Origin of the sequence: Enterobacter sp. FUJ80071, from assembly GCF_038739915.1 — a bacterium.
GTDB lineage: Bacteria > Pseudomonadota > Gammaproteobacteria > Enterobacterales > Enterobacteriaceae > Enterobacter > Enterobacter kobei.
Map to the genome: position 1 here is coordinate 3,374,967 of NZ_JBBXKH010000001.1, position 18,923 is coordinate 3,393,889.

Consider the following 18,923-nt stretch of genomic DNA (forward strand, 5'->3'; position numbering starts at 1 on the left):
CCTACCTTAAAGCCTTTCACCGCAGAGAGGGGAAATTTAGTGCGCAACTGTGCGCATCTCGCTGTTTTTACTGGCGTGGTGGTAGTTAAAGCTGAAATAAAACACCACGGCCAGTACCAGGGCATAGGCTGCAAACACCAGCCAGATCGTCTGCCAGTCCTTCACCCCATCCACCGAGAAATAATCAACTGCCATACCGCTCAATACCGATCCGAAATAAGCCCCAATACCGTTAACCGTCGTCATAAACAGCCCCTGTGCGCTGGCGCGAATATCGGTGCTGACCTCCTGTTCGACAAACACCGAGCCGGAAATATTGAAGAAGTCGAATGCACAGCCATAGACAATCATGGAAAGCATGAGCAGCACAAAACCCGTTGCGGAGGGGTCGCCAAAGGCAAACAGACCAAACCGGAGCATCCAGGCCACCATGCTCATCAGCATCACGGCTTTAATACCAAACCGTCCGAGGAAGTACGGAATGGTCAGAATGAAGAACACCTCTGACATTTGCGAAACGGAGAGCAAAATGGACGGGTACCTGACGATAAAGCTATCTGCATACGCCGGATTACGGGCAAAATCATGCAGGAAGGGGCTACCGAAGGTATTGGTGATCTGCAGCACAGCACCCAGCAGCATCGCGAACAAAAAGAACACCGCCATGCGAGGCTGTTTAAAAAGAACAAAGGCATTAAGGCCCAGCTTGCTGGCCAGAGACTGGGCCGTTTTCTGCTTCGCCACGGGAATGGCCGGCAACGTCAAAGAATAGAGCGCCAGCAGCAGAGACGCGCCAGCTGCAATATAAAGCTGCACGTTGCTTAGCTCCGCCCCCATCAGGCTTATGGCCCACATTGCCGCAATAAAGCCCACGGTGCCATACACCCGTACGCGCGGAAAATGGCTTACCGTCTCCAGACCCGCCTGCTCAAGACAGGAATAGGAGATCGTATTCGACAGCGCAATGGTGGGCATAAAGGCCATCGCATTGACCAGCATGACCCAGAACATCAGGCCGGGCTCATTCACCTGCGCGGCGTAACAGAGTGCGGCGGCACAGACGAGGTGGCAAATGACGTAGGCGCGGTCTGCCCGTAGCCATTTGTCGGCAATGATTCCCACCAGCGAAGGCATAACGATCGCGGCAAGGCCTTTGGAGCTGTAGACCATGCCCACGTCGGAGCCGGTAAAGTGTAGGGTGTTGATCATGTAAGCACCGAGGGTAACCAGCCAACTCCCCCAGATAAAATATTGCATAAAGGACATCATCTTTAAGCGAGTCGTGATGTTCATAGCCCATTCCTTATAGCAGTGTGGCCCTGACGGGCCACTTTATTGTTTTACTCAGGCAATATGGCGGAGAAAACCGCAGATAAGATTGATGAAGTTCTGGCGTGAGAGCTCAGCCGCCGCGAGCGTCTGCTCATGCGACAGCTTTACCTCGCCCAAACCTTCGGCGAGGTTGGTAATTGCAGAAACGGCTACAACCTTCAGGCCACAGTGGCGTGCGGAAATCACTTCCGGCACCACGGACATGCCGACCACATCGCCGCCGATAATTTGCATCATGCGGATCTCTGCCGCCGTCTCGAAGTTCGGGCCCGGATAAGAGACAAATACCCCTTCATGCAGCGGGAAACCCTCTTTCGCCGCCACGGTTTGCAGCATCGCACGGTAATCCGCGTCGTAAGCATTGGCCAGGGAGAAGAAACGGTCGCCAAAGCGCTCATCGTTCAGCCCCACCATCGGCGTGCCAGGCATGGTATTGATATGGTCGCTCAGGGCAACCAGGCTCCCCGGCAGAACTTCCGGGCGCAATGAGCCTGCCGCATTGGTGCTAAACAGCAACTCACATCCCAGCAGTTTGAACGTGCGGATCGCATCGGTCATGATGGTCATCCCGCGCCCCTCATAGAAGTGCCCTCGCCCTTTCATACAGGCAACAGGCACCCCGGCAAGATGCCCCAGCACCAGCTCGCCTGCGTGGCCGTGGACGGTGCTCACCGGGAAGCCCGGCAGTTTTTCATAGCTCAGGGAAACGGCATCATCAATCTGGTCGGCGAGCGCGCCAAGGCCAGAGCCGAGAATAAACGCCACGCGAGGCGTGAAGTCAGGCTTAGCCGCACGGATAATATCGGCGCAATACCACGGGTTTTTTGAGAGGGTCATAGAGGCTCCTTGAGAATGAAGATCGCGATAGCATGGATCGCATGACCCTAGTCTTATATCCGGAGCCTGCGGGTGACCTCCAATACACTTTCCCGGCACCATCAATACTGTTTTTGTATCAATGTAATGTCCTGCCAGATATGGCAGTTTTGCTCAAGCTAATCCCGTCAGTGCCGATACCTCTGTTTTATAACGCGAGGAAAAAGTATGACGACTATCCAGGCTTCAGCCCCACCCATTCAAACCAGCGGCGGCGGGAGTGGGGCTTCCGGCGGGAACGATATTGCTGCGCAAATCAGCCGTATTCTCGACAAGATCCAACAGCTGACTCAGCAGTTAAAAGAGCTGGCGGACAGTTCCGGCAGTGCAGATGAAAAGAAAAAGCAGCAGGAGCTCATTCAGACCCAAATCACCGTGCTACAGGCGCAGCTCGCCGCGCTGCAGCACCAGCAGGCTGAAGAGGAGCAAAAGAAACAGGAGCAAGCGCCGGGTAAAGTGGAAGGGGTGAATAGCCCGACAGACGATCATCAGATCGATATCTATATTTAATCGTCGGATGCGTTAAACAGTGGGTCGCGTATGCGGGCCTCGGTTAATCGCTGTGCCTGGATACGCACCACTTCCCATATAGCCTGCGCCGCCCCCGAGAGGGAACGATTTTTGCGCCGTACTAACATCAGTTTTCGCTCGACAACAGGCGTTAAACGCTTCACGGCCAGTCGGCTCCCCTGCGGCAGGGGGAGCGCCAGAGCGGGCAACACGCTGATCCCAATTCCGGCTTCCACCATGGGAAACAGCGTGGCCGGATGCCCAATTTCCTGCACGATGGTGGCCTTTACGCCCTGATTAACCAGCGCGGAATCGATCAGCGGACGGCTGCCGGAAGCATAATCCTGCAAAACCAGGTTCGCGCCCTGCAGGAACTGCCAGTTGACCGCCGGCAACGTTGCCAGCGGATCGTCATCCCGGCAGAGCAGTAAAAAAGGCTCAGAAAGCACGCTTTCGCACGCCAGATCGCTCACCTGGCCGGGATCGATCACAATACCAAAATCCACATCTCCCTGACGGATGCTTTCCAGCACCCACTGCTGCGGCCGATCATGCAACACAAAATCAATGTCCGGATAGCGGTGGTTTCCCTCCGCGATACACTGCGGGATAAGGTGTGCCGATATTGTCTGGCTGGCTGCGACCCGCACGGTACCCGAAAGCTGCTGCCCCAGCCTACCCACGTCTCTGAGCGTGCTGTTCAGTTCATCCAGCAGACGTTCGAGGCGCTGGGCCAGCTGCTGCCCTGCTTCGGTCAGCACCACTTCGCGTGTGGTACGGTCAAGCAACCGCACGCCGGTCTGATTTTCCAGCTCTTTCACGCTGTGGCTGACGGCTGACTGGCTGAGGCCAATCATCTCTCCTGCCCGGCTGAAGCTACGGGCATGGGCGACGGTGACAAAAATACGAAGCTGGCGTAAGGAGTAATTCATCTGTTTAATTCATGAATGAATGCAATAAATCAATTTTATTTCTCAAATGGAAAAAAGCACAATAGCGACATCTGTTTTCAGGAGTCATTATGAAACTATTTCGTATTGTTGATCCGTTTACGCTTACTCTGGTGGTCACCGTTTTACTGGCCTCGTTTTTCCCGGCCCGCGGTGGTTTCGTCCCGTTTTTTGAGGGGCTGACGACGGCCGCTATCGCGCTGCTGTTCTTTATGCACGGCGCAAAACTCTCCCGCGAAGCGATTATCGCGGGTGGTGGCCACTGGCGACTGCACCTCTGGGTGATGTGCAGCACCTTTATTCTGTTCCCCATCCTCGGGGTGCTGTTTGCGTGGTGGGCGCCAGTTAACGTCGACCCGGCACTCTACACCGGTTTTTTGTATCTCTGTATTCTGCCAGCCACCGTGCAGTCGGCCATTGCGTTTACCTCCCTCGCGGGTGGCAATGTTGCAGCCGCGGTCTGCTCCGCATCAGCATCCAGCCTGTTAGGGATTTTCGTCTCCCCGCTGCTGGTGGGCCTGCTGATGAACATGCATGGCGCGGAAGGTAACCTTGAGCAGGTGGGCAGGATCTGTCTGCAACTGCTGCTGCCCTTTGTCCTGGGCCATCTCTCGCGCCCGTGGACAGGTGCGTTTGTGACGAAGCATAAAAAGTGGATCTCCAAAACCGACCAGACCTCAATTCTGCTGGTGGTTTACTCCGCCTTCAGCGAAGCTGTCGTGAACGGGATCTGGCACAAGGTGGGCGCAGGCTCACTGCTGTTTATCGTGGTGGTCAGCATTGTCCTGCTGGCGATTGTCATTGCCGTAAACGTCTTTGTGGCACGTAAATGCGGCTTCAACAAAGCAGATGAAATTACGATTGTTTTCTGCGGTTCGAAGAAGAGCCTGGCGAACGGTATCCCGATGGCCAACATTCTGTTCCCGACCTCGGTAATTGGGATGATGGTATTGCCGCTGATGATTTTTCATCAGATCCAGCTGATGGTCTGCGCCGTGCTGGCGCGTCGCTATAAACGTCAGACGGAAAAACTGGCGCAGGAAGAGACCCGCGCCGCGAAGGCTTAAGGACGTTTCAGGGGCTGAACCAGCTGGGTCAGCCCCTCGGTTTTGATCAGCAGCGTGATAGCCATCAGCTCGCCCAGTCGCCCGGCCGGGAACTCATCCTTACGGGCAAACCACAGCAGATACTCCTCCGGCAAATCGATCAGCCTGCGGCCCTTATATTTACCGAACGGCATCTCCGTATTGGCGATCGCAACGAGCTGCTCTTTTTCCACGTTACTCTCCTAACAGACGCATCATTTCCGCTTCGTCGATAACCTCAATGCCGAGTTCCTGGGCTTTCGCCAGCTTCGAACCCGCTGCTTCCCCGGCAATCACCAGGTCGGTTTTCTTCGACACGCTGCCCGCCACTTTTGCGCCCAGCGCCACCAGACGCGCTTTCGCATCGTCGCGTGAAAGCTGGCTCAGGCTGCCGGTCAGCACCACCGTTTTACCGGCGAACGGACTGTCGATCTCTTCGGCATTAACCACCACCGGCGCGGGCCATTTGATGCCCTCTGCCAGCAGTTTGCCAATGACTTCGCGGTTGCTCTCTTCCGCAAAGAAGTTAAAGACGTGCGTGGCGACTACAATGCCGACATCCGGCACTTTCTGCAGCTCGTCGATGCTTGCCTTTTCCAGCGCCTCCAGCGTGCCAAAGTACGCCGCCAGACCTGCTGCCGTTGCTTCCCCCACTTCACGGATGCCCAGCGCGTAAAGGAAACGGGCGAAGGTGGTCTCTTTTGCGGCTTCCAGAGCGTTAACCACGTTCTGCGCCGACTTCGGCCCCATGCGATCCAGACCGGTCAGCTTGCCCGCCGTCAGTTTGAAGAGATCCGCTGGCGTATGCACATACTCTTTTTCAACCAGCTGATCGATAATCTTATCGCCCATGCCGTCGACGTCCATCGCGCGACGGGAGACGAAGTGCTTCAGTGACTCTTTACGCTGCGCGCCACAGATCAGGCCGCCCGTACAGCGCGCTACCGCCTCACCTTCAACACGCTCCACGTCAGAGCCACACACCGGGCAATGGGTCGGGAAGACCACTTCACGCGTATCATCAGGGCGTTCAGACTCAACGACGTTTACCACCTGCGGAATAACATCGCCCGCGCGACGAACCACCACTTTGTCACCAATCCGCAGGCCCAGACGTTCAATCTCATCGGCGTTATGCAGCGTGGCGTTACTCACCAGCACGCCCGCGACCTGCACAGGCTCAAGACGGGCGACCGGGGTAATGGCGCCCGTACGGCCGACCTGGAACTCCACGTCGCGAACGAAGGTCATCTGTTCCTGAGCAGGAAACTTAAACGCCACCGCCCAGCGCGGCGCACGCGCCACAAACCCGAGTTGCTCCTGAAGCGCCAGTGAGTTCACCTTAATGACAACGCCATCAATATCAAAACCGAGCGTCGGACGGTCCGCTTCCACCTTGTGGTAGAACGCGAGTACCGCTTCTGGCGAGTCACAGAGCTGCACGCGGTTACTCACCGGCAGGCCCCACGCCTTAAACTGCATCAGACGCCCGAGATGCGTATCCGGCAGCTCGCCTCCCTCCAGGATCCCCACGCCGTAGCAGAAGAAAGTGAGCGGTCGCTTCGCGGTGATACGCGGGTCAAGCTGGCGCAAAGAGCCTGCCGCCGCATTACGCGGGTTAGCAAATACTTTCCCGCCGGTGCGGCGCGCTTCTTCGTTGATTTTCTCGAAACCCGCCTGGGGAAGAAACACTTCGCCGCGCACTTCCAGACGCGCAGGAATGTTGTCCCCCTGCAGCTTCAGCGGAATTGCGCGGATGGTGCGCACGTTGGTCGTAATGTCTTCACCCGTCGTGCCGTCGCCACGCGTCGCGGCACGCACCAGCACGCCGTTTTCGTAGAGAAGACTGACCGCCAGGCCATCAAGCTTCAGCTCGCAGCACCAGGTGAGAGCGTCGCTGCTTTTCAGACGGTCCTGCACGCGCTTGTTAAACGCGAGGAAGCTCTCTTCATCAAAGACGTTATCCAGCGACAGCATCGGCACTTCATGGCGTACCTGGCTGAACGCTCCCAGCGGCTCGGCACCGACGCGCTGGGTGGGAGAATCCGGCGTAATGAGTTCCGGGTGCTGCGCCTCCAGTTCGCGCAGCTCGCGCATCAGGCGGTCATACTCCGCATCCGGCACCTCCGGCGCGTCCATAACATGATAGAGATATTCATGATGGCGAAGCGTGGTTCGCAGGTCAGTGAGTTGTTGTTCGATTGAGTCCATATCGCACCATCAATGAGAAAAAACCCCCGACATGCGGGGGTTGAGGAGGAGTTGACGTAAACGCGATGATTACGCGTTGGCTTCCTTAACTTCGCGGATGCGGTCCTGATACTCGCGCAGTTTCTGCGGGGTCATCATTCGACGCTGATCGTCGAGCACCACACCGCCTACTTCGTCAGCGATATGCTGAGCGGATTGCAACATCAGCTTAAAGTTTTGCAGTTCATCACCGTAAGAGGGCACCTGCATAAAGATGGTGACACCTGGGGTCACGAAATCACCGGTCATTTCCGGATCAAAAGTACCCGGGTTGACCATATTGGCCAGGCTGAACAGCGCCGGGCCGCTACCGTCAGGGCTCAGGTGGCGATGGAAAATATTCATGTCGCCAAACTTGAAGCCTGCCTGTTGAATACTGTTAAGCAGCACGTCACCGTTGAGATGGCTACCGTGATGCGCGGCCACGTTCATGATGATCACCGCTTCTTTACGCTGCGGTTTTTCAACAACCGGTTCTGGCTCTGCTACTGGTTCTGGCTCAACATGCTGTGCTGGAGCAGGCTGCGGCGCTGGCTGCACATGAACAGGCTGCTGCGGCTGTTGTACCGGCTGCGCGGGCTGTTGTTGCACAGGCTGCTGCACGGGCTGCGGTTGAACCGGCTGTGGCGCAGCAGGCTGCTGATGGACAGGCTGTTGCGGCGGCTGGCGCACAGGCTCTTCTACCGGCTGCGGCGCCTGCTGGCGCGGCTGAGCAGAGGCGTACGGCGGTTGATACTGGTGCTGCGCAGGACGGGGGGCTTCATGCTCCCCATGAGCCGCGCCGGGCGCAGTATTGACCCGATGAACACGAACTTCACCCACGCCGTCATCGTCGCGACCGTCGATGTCATCTTCAATGTCATCGTCATCACGACTGGACTTCATGCGCTTCAGTGGGCGATCGCGGAACATCGAAGAACGCTCTTTACGGCTGGTCCAGAAACCATGTACCAGTAAAGCGATTATGGCGATCGCGCCAACAATGATTAATATCAGACGCAAATCCTGCATCATTATATTCTCTGTTGTTCTAACACCTTGCCACCACGGCAAACATTTACTCACTAAGAGTATTTGCCGTTTACGTCAAGTGCAAGTGTGTGCAGAGCATTCACAGCATAAAGATGAAGGAAATCGTGCTTTTTGCTGGTTTTTCGAACATTTCCGAACTGGTCATTAGCCTACAAGTGGATAATATAGGCGGCAATTCCACTGGTTGTGAAAAAAGGAGTACAGCCTGGTTATGGTTTCAACATCGTCTTCTCCCCCACGCAGCGGCGTCTGGTATTTTTCTCAGGGCTGGAAACTGGTTTCACTGCCGGGTATCCGACGCTTCGTCATCCTTCCGCTGTTGATCAACATTCTTCTGATGGGCGGCGCGTTCTGGTGGCTTTTTACAAAGCTCGAGAGCTGGATCCCTGCGTTAATGAGCTATGTGCCCGACTGGCTACAGTGGCTGAACTATCTGCTCTGGCCGGTGGCGGTTATCTCCGTGCTGCTGGTGTTCGGCTATTTCTTCTCAACCATCGCTAACTGGATAGCCGCACCGTTTAACGGCCTGCTGGCAGAACAGCTGGAGGCGCGGCTTACCGGCGCGACGCCGCCGGACACGGGCGTGCTCGGGATCATGAAAGATATCCCCCGCATCATGAAGCGCGAGTGGCAGAAATTTGCCTGGTACCTCCCCCGGGCGGTAGTGCTGCTTATCCTCTATTTTGTGCCCGGCATTGGCCAGACCGTGGCGCCGGTGCTGTGGTTCCTGTTCAGCGCCTGGATGCTCGCCATCCAGTATTGTGATTATCCGTTCGATAACCACAAGGTACCGTTTAAAGCGATGCGCAACGCCCTGCGTACCCAGAAGGTCGCCAATATGCAGTTCGGCGCGCTAACCAGCCTGTTCACGATGATTCCCTTCCTGAACCTGTTCATCATGCCGGTTGCTGTGTGCGGCGCGACGGCAATGTGGGTGGACTGCTACCGTGCTAAGCACGCGTTATGGAAATAATGCAAAAATGTGTAAAGCAGGGGTGGCTTATGCCGCCCCTTATTCCATACTGATCCCCATTATTTCCTTGCAGTATATAGATATGCGAATTCCTTACTTCCCCCTCCCTGCTTAGCAGGTATGCTGGGGCGGTATCCCAATTTCATACAGTTAAGGACAGGCCATGAGTAAGATTTATGAAGACAACTCGCTGACTATCGGTCATACGCCCCTGGTTCGACTGAACCGTATCGGTAATGGACGCATTCTGGCGAAGGTCGAATCTCGTAACCCGAGCTTCAGCGTAAAATGCCGTATCGGTGCAAACATGATTTGGGATGCTGAAAAACGTGGCGTGCTGAAGCCTGGCGTTGAACTGGTTGAACCGACCAGCGGTAACACCGGTATCGCTCTGGCCTATGTCGCTGCCGCGCGTGGCTACAAACTGACGCTGACCATGCCGGAAACCATGAGTATCGAACGCCGCAAACTGCTCAAAGCACTCGGCGCGAACCTGGTACTGACCGAAGGTGCGAAGGGCATGAAAGGTGCCATTCAGAAAGCGGAAGAGATTGTCGCCAGCGATCCGGCAAAATATTTGCTGCTGCAGCAGTTCAGCAACCCGGCTAACCCGGAAATTCACGAGAAGACCACTGGACCGGAAATCTGGGAAGATACTGACGGTCAGGTTGACGTGTTTATCTCCGGCGTTGGTACCGGCGGCACCCTGACCGGCGTGTCACGCTATATAAAAGGCACAAAAGGTAAAAAAGATCTGATCACCGTTGCGGTTGAACCCACCGACTCACCGGTTATCACCCAGGCACTGGCAGGCGAAGAGCTCAAGCCGGGTCCGCATAAAATCCAGGGTATTGGCGCGGGCTTCATTCCGGGCAACCTGGATCTGAAGCTGATCGATAAAGTGGTCACCATCACTAACGAAGAAGCCATCTCTACCGCGCGTCGTCTGATGGATGAAGAAGGCATTCTCGCCGGTATCTCTTCCGGTGCGGCTGTTGCGGCAGCGCTCAAACTTCAGGAAGATGAAGCCTTTACCAATAAGAATATTGTGGTTATCCTTCCTTCCTCGGGTGAGCGTTACTTGAGCACCGCACTGTTTGCCGATCTGTTCACTGAAAAAGAGCTGCAACAGTAATGCCAGCATGTTAATAACGCGTAAAAAAGCACCTTTTCAGGTGCTTTTTTGTGGCCTGCTTCAAACTTTTGCCCCTCCTGGCATTGCTTCACCCCGTTGGGTCTGGTATTTAAACCAGCAATTATTTTGATGCGTGAAATTAATCAGTGAACGAAATAGCCTTGCTGAATCGATTTTATGATTTGGTTCAAGTCTTGCTTTCGCTGCATAATGTTTAATGACGATCGAAACGTCAGCGCTAACAATACAGGCTAAAGTTCAGTCGCCAGGCTAGACTTTAGTTCCACAACACTAAACCTATAAGTTGGGGAAATACAATGTTCCAGCAAGAAGTTACCATTACCGCTCCGAACGGTCTGCACACCCGCCCTGCTGCTCAGTTTGTTAAAGAAGCGAAAGGCTTCACTTCTGAAATCACTGTGACTTCCAACGGCAAAAGCGCCAGCGCAAAAAGCCTGTTCAAACTGCAGACTCTGGGCCTGACTCAGGGCACCGTAGTCACCATTTCTGCGGAAGGTGAAGACGAGCAGAAAGCAGTTGAGCATCTGGTAAAACTGATGGCTGAGCTCGAGTAAGTTTCCGGGTTCTTTTAAATATCAGTCACAAGTAAGGTAGGGTTATGATTTCAGGCATTTTAGCATCCCCGGGTATCGCTTTCGGCAAAGCACTGCTGCTGAAAGAAGACGAGATCGTCATCGACCGGAAAAAAATTTCTGCCGACAAGGTTGATCAGGAAGTTGAACGTTTTCTGAGCGGTCGTGCCAAGGCATCTGCGCAACTGGAAGCAATCAAAACTAAAGCTGGCGAAACTTTCGGTGAAGAAAAAGAAGCCATCTTCGAAGGGCATATCATGCTGCTCGAAGATGAGGAGCTGGAGCAGGAAATCATAGCCCTGATTAAAGATAAAGGCATGACGGCCGACGCGGCTGCGCATGAAGTTATCGAAGGTCAGGCAACTGCCCTGGAAGAACTGGATGATGAATACCTGAAAGAACGTGCGGCTGACGTACGTGACATCGGTAAGCGCCTGCTGCGCAACATCCTGGGTCTGGCCATCATCGACCTGAGCGCGATTCAGGATGAAGTGATCCTGGTTGCCGCTGACCTCACCCCGTCCGAAACCGCACAGCTGAACCTGAAAAAGGTCCTCGGTTTCATTACCGACGCGGGTGGCCGTACTTCCCACACCTCTATTATGGCCCGTTCTCTGGAATTGCCTGCCATCGTGGGTACCGGTAGCGTCACCTCTCAGGTGAAAAACGGCGACTATCTGATTCTGGATGCCGTAAACAATCTGGTTTACGTCAACCCAACAAACGAAGAGATCGAAAAACTGCGCGCGGTTCAGGAGCAAGTTGCGACTGAAAAAGCGGAACTCGCTAAGCTGAAAGACCTGCCAGCCATCACCCTGGACGGCCATCAGGTTGAAGTGTGCGCAAACATCGGTACCGTACGTGACGTTGAAGGCGCTGAGCGCAACGGTGCGGAAGGTGTGGGTCTCTATCGTACAGAATTCCTGTTCATGGACCGTGACGCGCTGCCTACTGAAGAAGAGCAGTTTGCTGCGTATAAAGCCGTAGCAGAAGCGTGTGGCTCTCAGGCGGTTATCGTCCGTACTATGGACATCGGTGGCGACAAAGAGTTGCCATACATGAACTTCCCGAAAGAAGAGAACCCGTTCCTGGGCTGGCGTGCAGTGCGTATCGCCATGGATCGCAAAGAGATCCTGCGTGACCAGGTGCGCGCAATTCTGCGTGCCTCTGCTTTCGGTAAACTGCGCATCATGTTCCCGATGATCATCTCTGTTGAAGAAGTGCGTGCACTGAAGAAAGAGATCGAAATCTACAAACAGGAACTGCGCGACGAAGGTAAAGCGTTTGACGAGTCAATCGAGATCGGCGTGATGGTGGAAACCCCAGCAGCCGCGACCATTGCGCGTCATTTAGCCAAAGAAGTTGATTTCTTTAGTATCGGCACCAATGATTTAACGCAGTACACCCTGGCAGTTGACCGTGGTAATGATATGATTTCACATCTCTACCAGCCAATGTCACCGTCCGTACTGAACTTGATCAAGCAAGTTATTGATGCTTCTCATGCAGAAGGTAAATGGACTGGCATGTGTGGTGAGCTTGCAGGCGACGAACGTGCTACACTTCTGTTGCTGGGTATGGGTCTGGACGAATTCTCTATGAGCGCCATTTCCATCCCGCGCATTAAGAAGATTATCCGTAACACGAACTTCGAAGATGCGAAGGTGTTAGCAGAGCAGGCTCTTGCTCAACCGACAACGGACGAGTTAATGACGCTGGTTAACAAGTTCATTGAAGAAAAAACAATCTGCTAATCCACGAGATGCGGCCCAAATTACTGCTTAGGAGAAGATCATGGGTTTGTTCGATAAACTGAAATCTCTGGTTTCTGATGATAAGAAAGACTCCGGAACTATTGAGATTGTTGCTCCGCTCTCCGGCGAGATCGTCAACATCGAAGACGTGCCGGATGTAGTGTTTGCTGAGAAAATCGTTGGTGATGGCATTGCTATCAAACCAACTGGCAACAAAATGGTTGCTCCAGTTGACGGCACCATCGGTAAAATTTTTGAAACCAACCATGCGTTCTCTATCGAATCTGATAGCGGTATCGAACTGTTCGTTCACTTCGGTATCGACACCGTTGAACTGAAAGGCGAAGGCTTCAAACGTATCGCGGAAGAAGGCCAGCGTGTGAAAGTTGGCGACCCGGTAATTGAATTCGATCTGCCACTGCTGGAAGAAAAAGCCAAGTCTACCCTGACGCCGGTTGTTATCTCCAACATGGACGAAATCAAAGAACTGATCAAACTGTCTGGCAGCGTCACCGTGGGTGAAACCCCGGTTATCCGCATCAAGAAGTAATTCTTGCCGTACAGAAAAATGGCGCCTTCGGGCGCCATTTTTGTTTATGCGGGAAGGATAAGCTCGTCGTACCCTTTCGACTGGGTGTACAACATCACGTCAGTCACCCGATCCCCCGCCATGCGGATAGCATCGGCAACGGTTTTCCCCTCAACGATACCACTGACCAGCTCGGAACAGAACAGATCGCCCGTCCCTTTCAGATCGGTTTCTACGCGCGGATGCGCGCTAACGGTAACGCCCTCTTTCGTCACCAGCACCACGTGGATGTTGTGCGGGTCGTCAGCGACCGGCGCGCTGGTAATCGCCACCCATTTCAGGGAATCGGAAAGCAGCCCCTGCGCTGCCGCGACGGCGTTTTCCGGCGTGCGGCACGGTTTTCCGCTTAATACTTCCAGTTCATAGACGTTTGGCGTAATGCCCTGCGCCAGCGGCAGCAGGTGCTCCCGATACGCTTGCGGAATATCCGGCTTCACGTACATTCCACTGTCAATGTCGCCAATAACCGGGTCGACCAGTACCAGCAGGTCAGGATGGTGCGCTTTGACCGCCTTCAGCCACTGAGCCAACAGGGCGATCTGGCTGGCGCTGCCCATATAACCGGTGGTAACCGCTTTAAGCTCGCGCAGGATCTCGCGTTCTTCCAGCGCCTTCAGGTAGCCGCTGAACCACTCATCGGGGATCACGCCGCCGTAGAAAGTGTCATAGTGCGGCGTATTGCTGAACAATACCGTCGGCACGGCGGTGACGTTCAGCCTGTGGGTACGAATATTCGGAACCGCAATGCTGTTCCCCACGCTGCCATAAACCACCTGCGACTGCACTGCGACAATATCGGTTTGCTGCGCCCGGGTGTTATCCCGGAATAAAATCATCTCCATGACGCTTAAATTCCCGCCCCCTGCGAATAACTCTCTTCACCAAAGACGCCGGTAGACAGATAGCGATCGCCGCGGTCGCAGATAATCGCGACCACAACGGCGCCTGGATTCGCCTGCGCAACGCGCAACGCCCCCGCTACCGCGCCACCCGAGCTGACCCCGCAGAAGATGCCTTCACGCACGGCCAGCTCACGCATGGTATTCTCCGCCTCGCGCTGGTGAATATCCAGCACCTGATCCACCAGCTGCGCATTAAAAATGCCCGGCATGTATTCTGCTGGCCAGCGGCGAATCCCCGGAATGCTGCTCCCCTCTTCCGGCTGCAGGCCAACGATAGTGACGGCTTTTTCCTGCTCGCGCAGGAAACGCGACACGCCGGTGATGGTGCCGGTGGTGCCCATGCTGGAGACAAAATGGGTAATACGTCCGTCGGTTTGCTGCCAGATTTCCGGGCCGGTAGCGGTGTAATGCGCGTAGGGATTATCCGGGTTGTTGAACTGATCGAGCAACTTACCTTCGCCACACTCCGCCATTTCTAAGGCTAAATCGCGTGCGCCTTCCATCCCCTGCTCTTTGGTGACCAAAATCAGCTCGGCCCCGTAGGCGCGCATTGCGGCGCGGCGCTCCTGGCTCATGTTGTCCGGCATCAGCAGCTTCATGCGGTAGCCTTTCAATGCCGCAATCATTGCCAGTGCAATCCCGGTATTGCCGCTGGTGGCCTCAATCAACACGTCGCCGGGCTTTATCTCACCGCGTTTTTCAGCCTGGACAATCATCGACAGCGCCGCACGGTCTTTCACCGAGCCTGCCGGATTATTGCCCTCAAGTTTGACCCAGATTTCGCTGCCGTTGTCTGGCCCCATGCGCTGAAGCTTGACCAGAGGAGTGTTGCCGATGGTGTGTTCGAGTGTAGTCACGATTTTTACTCAATAAAAAAGCCGGGGGCGCGCAGCGATCCCGGCCTACAAGACGCAGTGATAACTGTAGGCCCGGCAAGCGCAGCGCCACCGGGCGATAAACATCCTAATAACCTATCAGGCTGACTCCGCCAGAGCAATATCCTCGCGCGTCTCGATGCGCTCCTTCCCGTGATAAATACGGGCATGCTGCAGGCCGACAAACAGACGCTCGCCCCGGTGCGGCGGCACATCATCACGCATGACGACGGTCAGCGGCTCGGTATACCAGCCTAGCGGCTGTACCACCAATTGGGTGTAGTGCCCTTTAGGGCTAGCTTCCAGTACCTGCACTGGCAGCGGTGAATCCAGGCTGGTGCGGCGGCTCACGTCCACTTCCCACGGACGCAGGAACAGATCGACCGGCCCCTGATGCGCGGAGGTATAGCCCAGCGGCCAGCGGTGCGCGCCGACGTGGAACTGTCCACCGCGAATGGTGCCCTGCAGACGGTTCACTTCACCCATAAATTCCAGCACGAAACGGGTCGCCGGTTCACGCCAGAGCTGCTCCGGCTCGTCAACCTGCTCGATGTTGCCCTGGCTCATGACCACCACGCGGTCCGCCACTTCCATCGCCTCTTCCTGATCGTGGGTCACAAAGACGCTGGTAAACTTCAGCTCTTCATGCAGCTGACGCAGCCAGCGGCGAAGTTCTTTACGCACCTGCGCATCCAGCGCGCCGAACGGTTCGTCCAGCAGCAGAATTTGCGGCTCAACGGCCAGCGCACGTGCCAGCGCGACACGCTGTTTCTGTCCGCCAGACAGCTGCGCCGGGAAACGATCCGCCAGATGTGCCAGCTGCACCATCTCCAGCAGCTTAGTCACTTTCGCTTTGATGGTGGCGGCATCCGGGCGTTCGCGACGCGGCAGCACGGTCAGGCCAAACGCAATGTTGTCAAACACGGTCATGTGGCGGAACAGCGCATAGTGCTGGAACACAAAACCCACTTTACGATCGCGGGCATGCAGGCGGCTCACGTCGGTGCCGTGAAAGCGAATGTGCCCGCTGGTCTGATGCTCAAGCCCGGCGATAATACGCAGCAGCGTGGTTTTACCCGAGCCAGACGGCCCCAGCAGCGCCACCATTTGTCCGGAAGGGATATCCAGCGAGATATCATTCAGCACCTGGGTGCGACCAAAAGACTTCTTAATATTGGCAATCTCAATGCTCATGATTTCCCTCCTGATGCTGACGTTTTTCCTGATTCTCTAAACGCCACTGCACCACACTCTTCAAAAACAGGGTCAAAATAGCCATCAGCGTCAGTAACGCTGCGGCAGTAAAGGAACCGACGGTGTTGTAGTCCTGTTCCAGTAATTCAATCTGTAACGGCAGCGACAGGGTTTCACCGCGGATGGAGCCGGATACGACGGAAACGGCACCAAACTCACCAATCGCTCGGGCGTTGGTCAGCACCACGCCGTAAAGCAGCGCCCAGCGGATATTTGGCAGCGTCACGCGACGGAACATCTGCCAGCCTGACGCGCCCAGCAGCACCGCCGCTTCGTCTTCGTTGCTCCCCTGGCTTAACATCACCGGCACCAGTTCGCGCACCACAAACGGACACGTCACGAAGATAGTCACCAGCACCATACCCGGCCAGGCGAACATGACCTGCAGGTTATGCTCATCCAGCCAGCCGCCCAGCGGGCCGTTAGAGCCGTAAAAGAGCAGGTACACCAGACCCGCCACCACCGGCGACACGGCAAACGGAATATCCAGCAGGGTCAGCAGCAGCTGACGTCCCGGGAAGTTAAAACGCGTCACCAGCCACGCCAGCAGCGTCCCGAACACCAGGTTCACCGGCACGGTGATCAGGGCAATCAGTACGGTCAGCCAGATGGCATGGAGCATGTCCGGATTCGCCAGGTTCTCCAGCGCGGGCATCAGCCCCTTGCTGAACGCCTGAACGAAGATATACACCGTCGGCACGACGAGAATGAGGGCGGACACCAGCACGCCCACGCCAATCAGAAACCATTTACCCCAGTTGATACGGGGAGCATCGTATCGCTTCAATTGCGTAACTTCCGCCATCAGTGACCTACCACACGTCGACCAAAGCGACTTTGCAGAGTGTTAATTGAGTACAGCAGCAGCAGTGAGGCTGCGAGGATCACCGAAGCTATGGCGCTCGCCGCCGGATAATCAAACTCCTGAAGACGGATGAAGATCATCAGCGAGGTGACCTCCGTCTTCCAGGCAATGTTCCCGGCGATAAAAATCACCGCGCCGAACTCACCGAGGCTGCGGGTAAACGACAGCGCAACGCCCGCCATCAGCGCCGGGGAGAGTTCTGGCAACACGACCTTGCGGAAACTCTGCCAGCGCGAGGCACCCAGCGTTTCCGCCGCTTCTTCATATTCCGGACCCAGCTCTTCCAGCACCGGCTGCACGGTACGCACCACAAACGGGATGCTGGTAAAGGCCATCGCCACCGCGATACCAAGCCAGGTATAGGTGACTTTGATATCAAGCTTTGCCAGCCACTCACCGTACAGTCCGTTCACGGAGAAGAGCGACGCAAGGGTTAAGCCCGCAACAGCCGTCGGCAGCGCAAACGGCAGATCCATCAGTGCGTCAAGCAGCGTGCGGCCAGGGAAACGATAGCGGGTTAAGATCCACGCCATCAGCAGGCCGAACACACCGTTAAAAATGGAGGCGACAAACGCCGACAGCAGCGTCACTTTATAGGCGGCCACCACCTGCGGGTTGGTGACCACGTCCCAGTACTGCGCCCAGCTCATCTGCGCAAGTTGCATCACCAGTGCGCTGAGCGGCAACAACAGGATCAGGCAGACGAACAGCAGGCTGGTGCCCAGACTTAAGGTAAAACCCGGCAGCACGCGTTTGGTCGAGACTGCAAACATTACTTACGCCCCGCCGCCAGCAACTTGTCTAACTCACCGCCGCTGGCAAAGTGCGTTTTCATCACCTCAGGCCAGGAGCCGAAATGATCTTCCACGCGGAACAGTGCGGTCTGCGGGAATTTATCCTTCAGTTTGTTCATCACGTCCGGGTTATTCACGCGGTAGTAGTAATCGGTAATGATGGTCTGCGCCTGCGGGCTGTACAGGTAGTTGAGATAGGCTTTTGCCGCTTTCTCAGTACCGTTTGCCTTCACGTTTTTATCCACCCACGCCACCGGGAACTCGGCCAGAATGTTGGTTTTCGGAATAACCACCTCAAAGCCCTGCGCTTCATACTGTTTGCGGATGTTGTTCACTTCAGACTCAAAGCTGATCAGCACATCGCCCAGCCCACGTTCTGCGAAGGTGGTGGTTGCCCCGCGGCCGCCGGTATCAAACACTTCAACGTTTTTCAGGAACTGGGTCATGAACTGCTCGGTTTTGGCTTTATCGTTACCGTCAGCCTTGTCCGCCGCACCCCACGCCGCTAAATAAGTGTAACGCGCGTTACCGGAGGTTTTTGGGTTTGGGAAAATCAGCTTCACGTCAGAACGCACCAGGTCGCTCCAGTCGTGGATATTTTTCGGGTTACCCTTACGCACCAGGAAGCCCATGGTGGAATAGAACGGCGAGCTGTTATTCGGCAGACGGCTCTGCCAGTCAGCAGGGATAAGTTTGCCCTTGTCGTGCAGGATCTGCACGTCAGTAACCTGGTTGTAGGTCACGACATCCGCCTTCAGTCCCTGCAATATCGCCAGCGCCTGTTTGGAAGAACCGGCATGGGACTGTTTGATGGTCAGCTTATCGTCGTTATTGTCTTTCGCCCACTGCTGTTCAAACGGTGGGTTAAGGGCGGCAAACAGCTCGCGGGAGACGTCGTACGAACTGTTCAGCAGCTCAGTCGCCTGCGCCTGGGCCACCAGCAATAAACCTGCCAGCGCCAGAGTTCCTTTTTTCAGTACAGTAACGGCCATTGCGCACCCTTATAAATGTGATGACTATCTTATAGTCATAATATTTATAACGAGGTCGAAAGGAGTAACGGTTTTATATACCGTTTGGTGATTTAGAAGCAGAAAAGGGAATAAGGCTGCAATCCCCCTCTCCCCTGCGGGGAGAGGGTTCGGGTGAGGGGC

At 55.4% G+C, this 18,923-nt stretch carries 19 protein-coding genes; 7 read left to right on the forward strand and 12 right to left on the reverse strand.

The features are described 5' to 3' along the window. Positions 1-36: 36 nt before the first annotated feature. Together AAER43_RS16390 and xapA are read right to left on the reverse strand one after the other, a co-directional pair. Positions 37-1,293, reverse strand: coding sequence for a nucleoside permease (locus tag AAER43_RS16390; RefSeq protein ID WP_014884730.1), 1,257 nt, complete (start codon positions 1,291-1,293; stop codon positions 37-39). A gap of 51 nt (positions 1,294-1,344) precedes the next feature. Then, complete coding sequence (xapA, locus tag AAER43_RS16395) at positions 1,345-2,169, reverse strand: xanthosine phosphorylase (RefSeq protein ID WP_023338616.1); 825 nt, start codon at positions 2,167-2,169, stop codon at positions 1,345-1,347. A gap of 207 nt (positions 2,170-2,376) precedes the next feature. Between xapA and AAER43_RS16400 the strand changes: the two genes are divergently transcribed. After that, a complete protein-coding gene (locus AAER43_RS16400) occupies positions 2,377-2,718 on the forward strand; it encodes a FlxA-like family protein (protein WP_014884732.1) in 342 nt (113 codons plus the stop codon). On the opposite strand, the gene AAER43_RS16405 is transcribed toward AAER43_RS16400, so the two are convergent. Further along, positions 2,715-3,650, reverse strand: a complete 936-nt coding sequence (locus tag AAER43_RS16405; RefSeq protein WP_047027338.1) for a LysR family transcriptional regulator — start codon at positions 3,648-3,650, stop codon at positions 2,715-2,717. The two genes, AAER43_RS16400 and AAER43_RS16405, sit on opposite strands and share 4 nt — an antisense overlap. A gap of 89 nt (positions 3,651-3,739) precedes the next feature. Here AAER43_RS16405 and AAER43_RS16410 point away from each other — a divergent pair, with 89 nt between their 5' ends. After that, positions 3,740-4,735 (forward strand): bile acid:sodium symporter family protein, encoded by a 996-nt coding sequence (locus tag AAER43_RS16410; protein WP_014884734.1) that lies wholly within the window; start codon positions 3,740-3,742, stop codon positions 4,733-4,735. Here AAER43_RS16410 and AAER43_RS16415 read toward each other — a convergent pair. The 3 genes from AAER43_RS16415 to zipA form a co-directional block, all read right to left on the reverse strand. Next, entirely contained in the window at positions 4,732-4,947 is a 216-nt protein-coding gene (locus AAER43_RS16415; RefSeq protein ID WP_014884735.1) for a DUF3820 family protein, read from the reverse strand. The two genes, AAER43_RS16410 and AAER43_RS16415, sit on opposite strands and share 4 nt — an antisense overlap. 1 nt (position 4,948) lies before the next feature. Then, positions 4,949-6,964, reverse strand: a complete 2,016-nt coding sequence (ligA, locus tag AAER43_RS16420) for an NAD-dependent DNA ligase LigA (protein WP_045268310.1) — start codon at positions 6,962-6,964, stop codon at positions 4,949-4,951. 69 nt (positions 6,965-7,033) lie between these two features. Then, complete coding sequence (gene zipA, locus AAER43_RS16425) at positions 7,034-8,017, reverse strand: cell division protein ZipA (RefSeq protein ID WP_045134549.1); 984 nt, start codon at positions 8,015-8,017, stop codon at positions 7,034-7,036. A 229-nt stretch (positions 8,018-8,246) separates the two neighbouring features. Between zipA and cysZ the strand changes: the two genes are divergently transcribed. From cysZ to crr, 5 genes are all read left to right on the forward strand, one after another. Beyond that, the gene (gene cysZ, locus AAER43_RS16430) at positions 8,247-9,008 is read left to right on the forward strand and encodes a sulfate transporter CysZ (protein WP_023338618.1); all 762 of its coding nucleotides are present in this window, start codon (positions 8,247-8,249) and stop codon (positions 9,006-9,008) included. A gap of 163 nt (positions 9,009-9,171) precedes the next feature. Beyond that, a complete protein-coding gene (cysK, locus tag AAER43_RS16435; RefSeq protein ID WP_014884739.1) occupies positions 9,172-10,143 on the forward strand; it encodes a cysteine synthase A in 972 nt (323 codons plus the stop codon). A 317-nt stretch (positions 10,144-10,460) separates the two neighbouring features. Next, positions 10,461-10,718: a phosphocarrier protein Hpr gene (gene ptsH, locus AAER43_RS16440; protein ID WP_000487600.1), complete on the forward strand. Its 258-nt coding sequence runs from the start codon at positions 10,461-10,463 to the stop codon at positions 10,716-10,718. Between the two features lie 44 nt (positions 10,719-10,762). Then, a complete protein-coding gene (gene ptsI / locus AAER43_RS16445; RefSeq protein ID WP_014884740.1) occupies positions 10,763-12,490 on the forward strand; it encodes a phosphoenolpyruvate-protein phosphotransferase PtsI in 1,728 nt (575 codons plus the stop codon). Between the two features lie 40 nt (positions 12,491-12,530). Beyond that, positions 12,531-13,040: a PTS glucose transporter subunit IIA gene (gene crr / locus AAER43_RS16450; protein ID WP_003861316.1), complete on the forward strand. Its 510-nt coding sequence runs from the start codon at positions 12,531-12,533 to the stop codon at positions 13,038-13,040. Positions 13,041-13,084: 44 nt separating this feature from the next. Here the strand turns inward: crr and pdxK are convergent, their stop codons facing one another. From pdxK to AAER43_RS16480, 6 genes are all read right to left on the reverse strand, one after another. Beyond that, on the reverse strand, positions 13,085-13,921 hold the full coding sequence (gene pdxK, locus AAER43_RS16455) for a pyridoxine/pyridoxal/pyridoxamine kinase (protein ID WP_057057744.1): 837 nt from the start codon (positions 13,919-13,921) through the stop codon (positions 13,085-13,087). A 5-nt stretch (positions 13,922-13,926) separates the two neighbouring features. Next, complete coding sequence (gene cysM / locus AAER43_RS16460) at positions 13,927-14,838, reverse strand: cysteine synthase CysM (protein WP_050861901.1); 912 nt, start codon at positions 14,836-14,838, stop codon at positions 13,927-13,929. 117 nt (positions 14,839-14,955) lie between these two features. Continuing rightward, positions 14,956-16,050, reverse strand: a complete 1,095-nt coding sequence (gene cysA / locus AAER43_RS16465; RefSeq protein ID WP_008501607.1) for a sulfate/thiosulfate ABC transporter ATP-binding protein CysA — start codon at positions 16,048-16,050, stop codon at positions 14,956-14,958. Further along, positions 16,040-16,915 carry a sulfate/thiosulfate ABC transporter permease CysW gene (gene cysW / locus AAER43_RS16470; RefSeq protein WP_023331041.1) on the reverse strand — a complete coding sequence of 292 codons (876 nt, stop codon included), beginning with the start codon at positions 16,913-16,915 and terminating at the stop codon, positions 16,040-16,042. The genes cysA and cysW overlap by 11 nt, the downstream gene beginning before the upstream one ends. Then, entirely contained in the window at positions 16,915-17,748 is an 834-nt protein-coding gene (gene cysT, locus AAER43_RS16475) for a sulfate/thiosulfate ABC transporter permease CysT (protein WP_023331042.1), read from the reverse strand. The genes cysW and cysT overlap by 1 nt, the downstream gene beginning before the upstream one ends. After that, on the reverse strand, positions 17,748-18,761 hold the full coding sequence (locus AAER43_RS16480) for a sulfate ABC transporter substrate-binding protein (RefSeq protein WP_050861899.1): 1,014 nt from the start codon (positions 18,759-18,761) through the stop codon (positions 17,748-17,750). Before AAER43_RS16480 ends, cysT begins: the two co-directional genes overlap by 1 nt. Positions 18,762-18,923: the final 162 nt, after the last annotated feature.

Coding starts and splice junctions, on each gene's coding strand:
- ptsI (WP_014884740.1), top strand. CDS start 10,763: ATGATTTCAGGCATTTTAGCATCCCCGGGTATCGCTTTCGGCAAAGCA.
- AAER43_RS16405 (WP_047027338.1), bottom strand. CDS start 3,650: ATGAATTACTCCTTACGCCAGCTTCGTATTTTTGTCACCGTCGCCCAT.
- cysT (WP_023331042.1), bottom strand. CDS start 17,748: ATGTTTGCAGTCTCGACCAAACGCGTGCTGCCGGGTTTTACCTTAAGT.
- zipA (WP_045134549.1), bottom strand. CDS start 8,017: ATGATGCAGGATTTGCGTCTGATATTAATCATTGTTGGCGCGATCGCC.
- cysW (WP_023331041.1), bottom strand. CDS start 16,915: ATGGCGGAAGTTACGCAATTGAAGCGATACGATGCTCCCCGTATCAAC.
- pdxK (WP_057057744.1), bottom strand. CDS start 13,921: ATGGAGATGATTTTATTCCGGGATAACACCCGGGCGCAGCAAACCGAT.
- cysZ (WP_023338618.1), top strand. CDS start 8,247: ATGGTTTCAACATCGTCTTCTCCCCCACGCAGCGGCGTCTGGTATTTT.
- cysK (WP_014884739.1), top strand. CDS start 9,172: ATGAGTAAGATTTATGAAGACAACTCGCTGACTATCGGTCATACGCCC.
- AAER43_RS16390 (WP_014884730.1), bottom strand. CDS start 1,293: ATGAACATCACGACTCGCTTAAAGATGATGTCCTTTATGCAATATTTT.
- xapA (WP_023338616.1), bottom strand. CDS start 2,169: ATGACCCTCTCAAAAAACCCGTGGTATTGCGCCGATATTATCCGTGCG.
- AAER43_RS16410 (WP_014884734.1), top strand. CDS start 3,740: ATGAAACTATTTCGTATTGTTGATCCGTTTACGCTTACTCTGGTGGTC.
- ligA (WP_045268310.1), bottom strand. CDS start 6,964: ATGGACTCAATCGAACAACAACTCACTGACCTGCGAACCACGCTTCGC.
- cysA (WP_008501607.1), bottom strand. CDS start 16,050: ATGAGCATTGAGATTGCCAATATTAAGAAGTCTTTTGGTCGCACCCAG.
- AAER43_RS16400 (WP_014884732.1), top strand. CDS start 2,377: ATGACGACTATCCAGGCTTCAGCCCCACCCATTCAAACCAGCGGCGGC.
- ptsH (WP_000487600.1), top strand. CDS start 10,461: ATGTTCCAGCAAGAAGTTACCATTACCGCTCCGAACGGTCTGCACACC.
- AAER43_RS16480 (WP_050861899.1), bottom strand. CDS start 18,761: ATGGCCGTTACTGTACTGAAAAAAGGAACTCTGGCGCTGGCAGGTTTA.
- crr (WP_003861316.1), top strand. CDS start 12,531: ATGGGTTTGTTCGATAAACTGAAATCTCTGGTTTCTGATGATAAGAAA.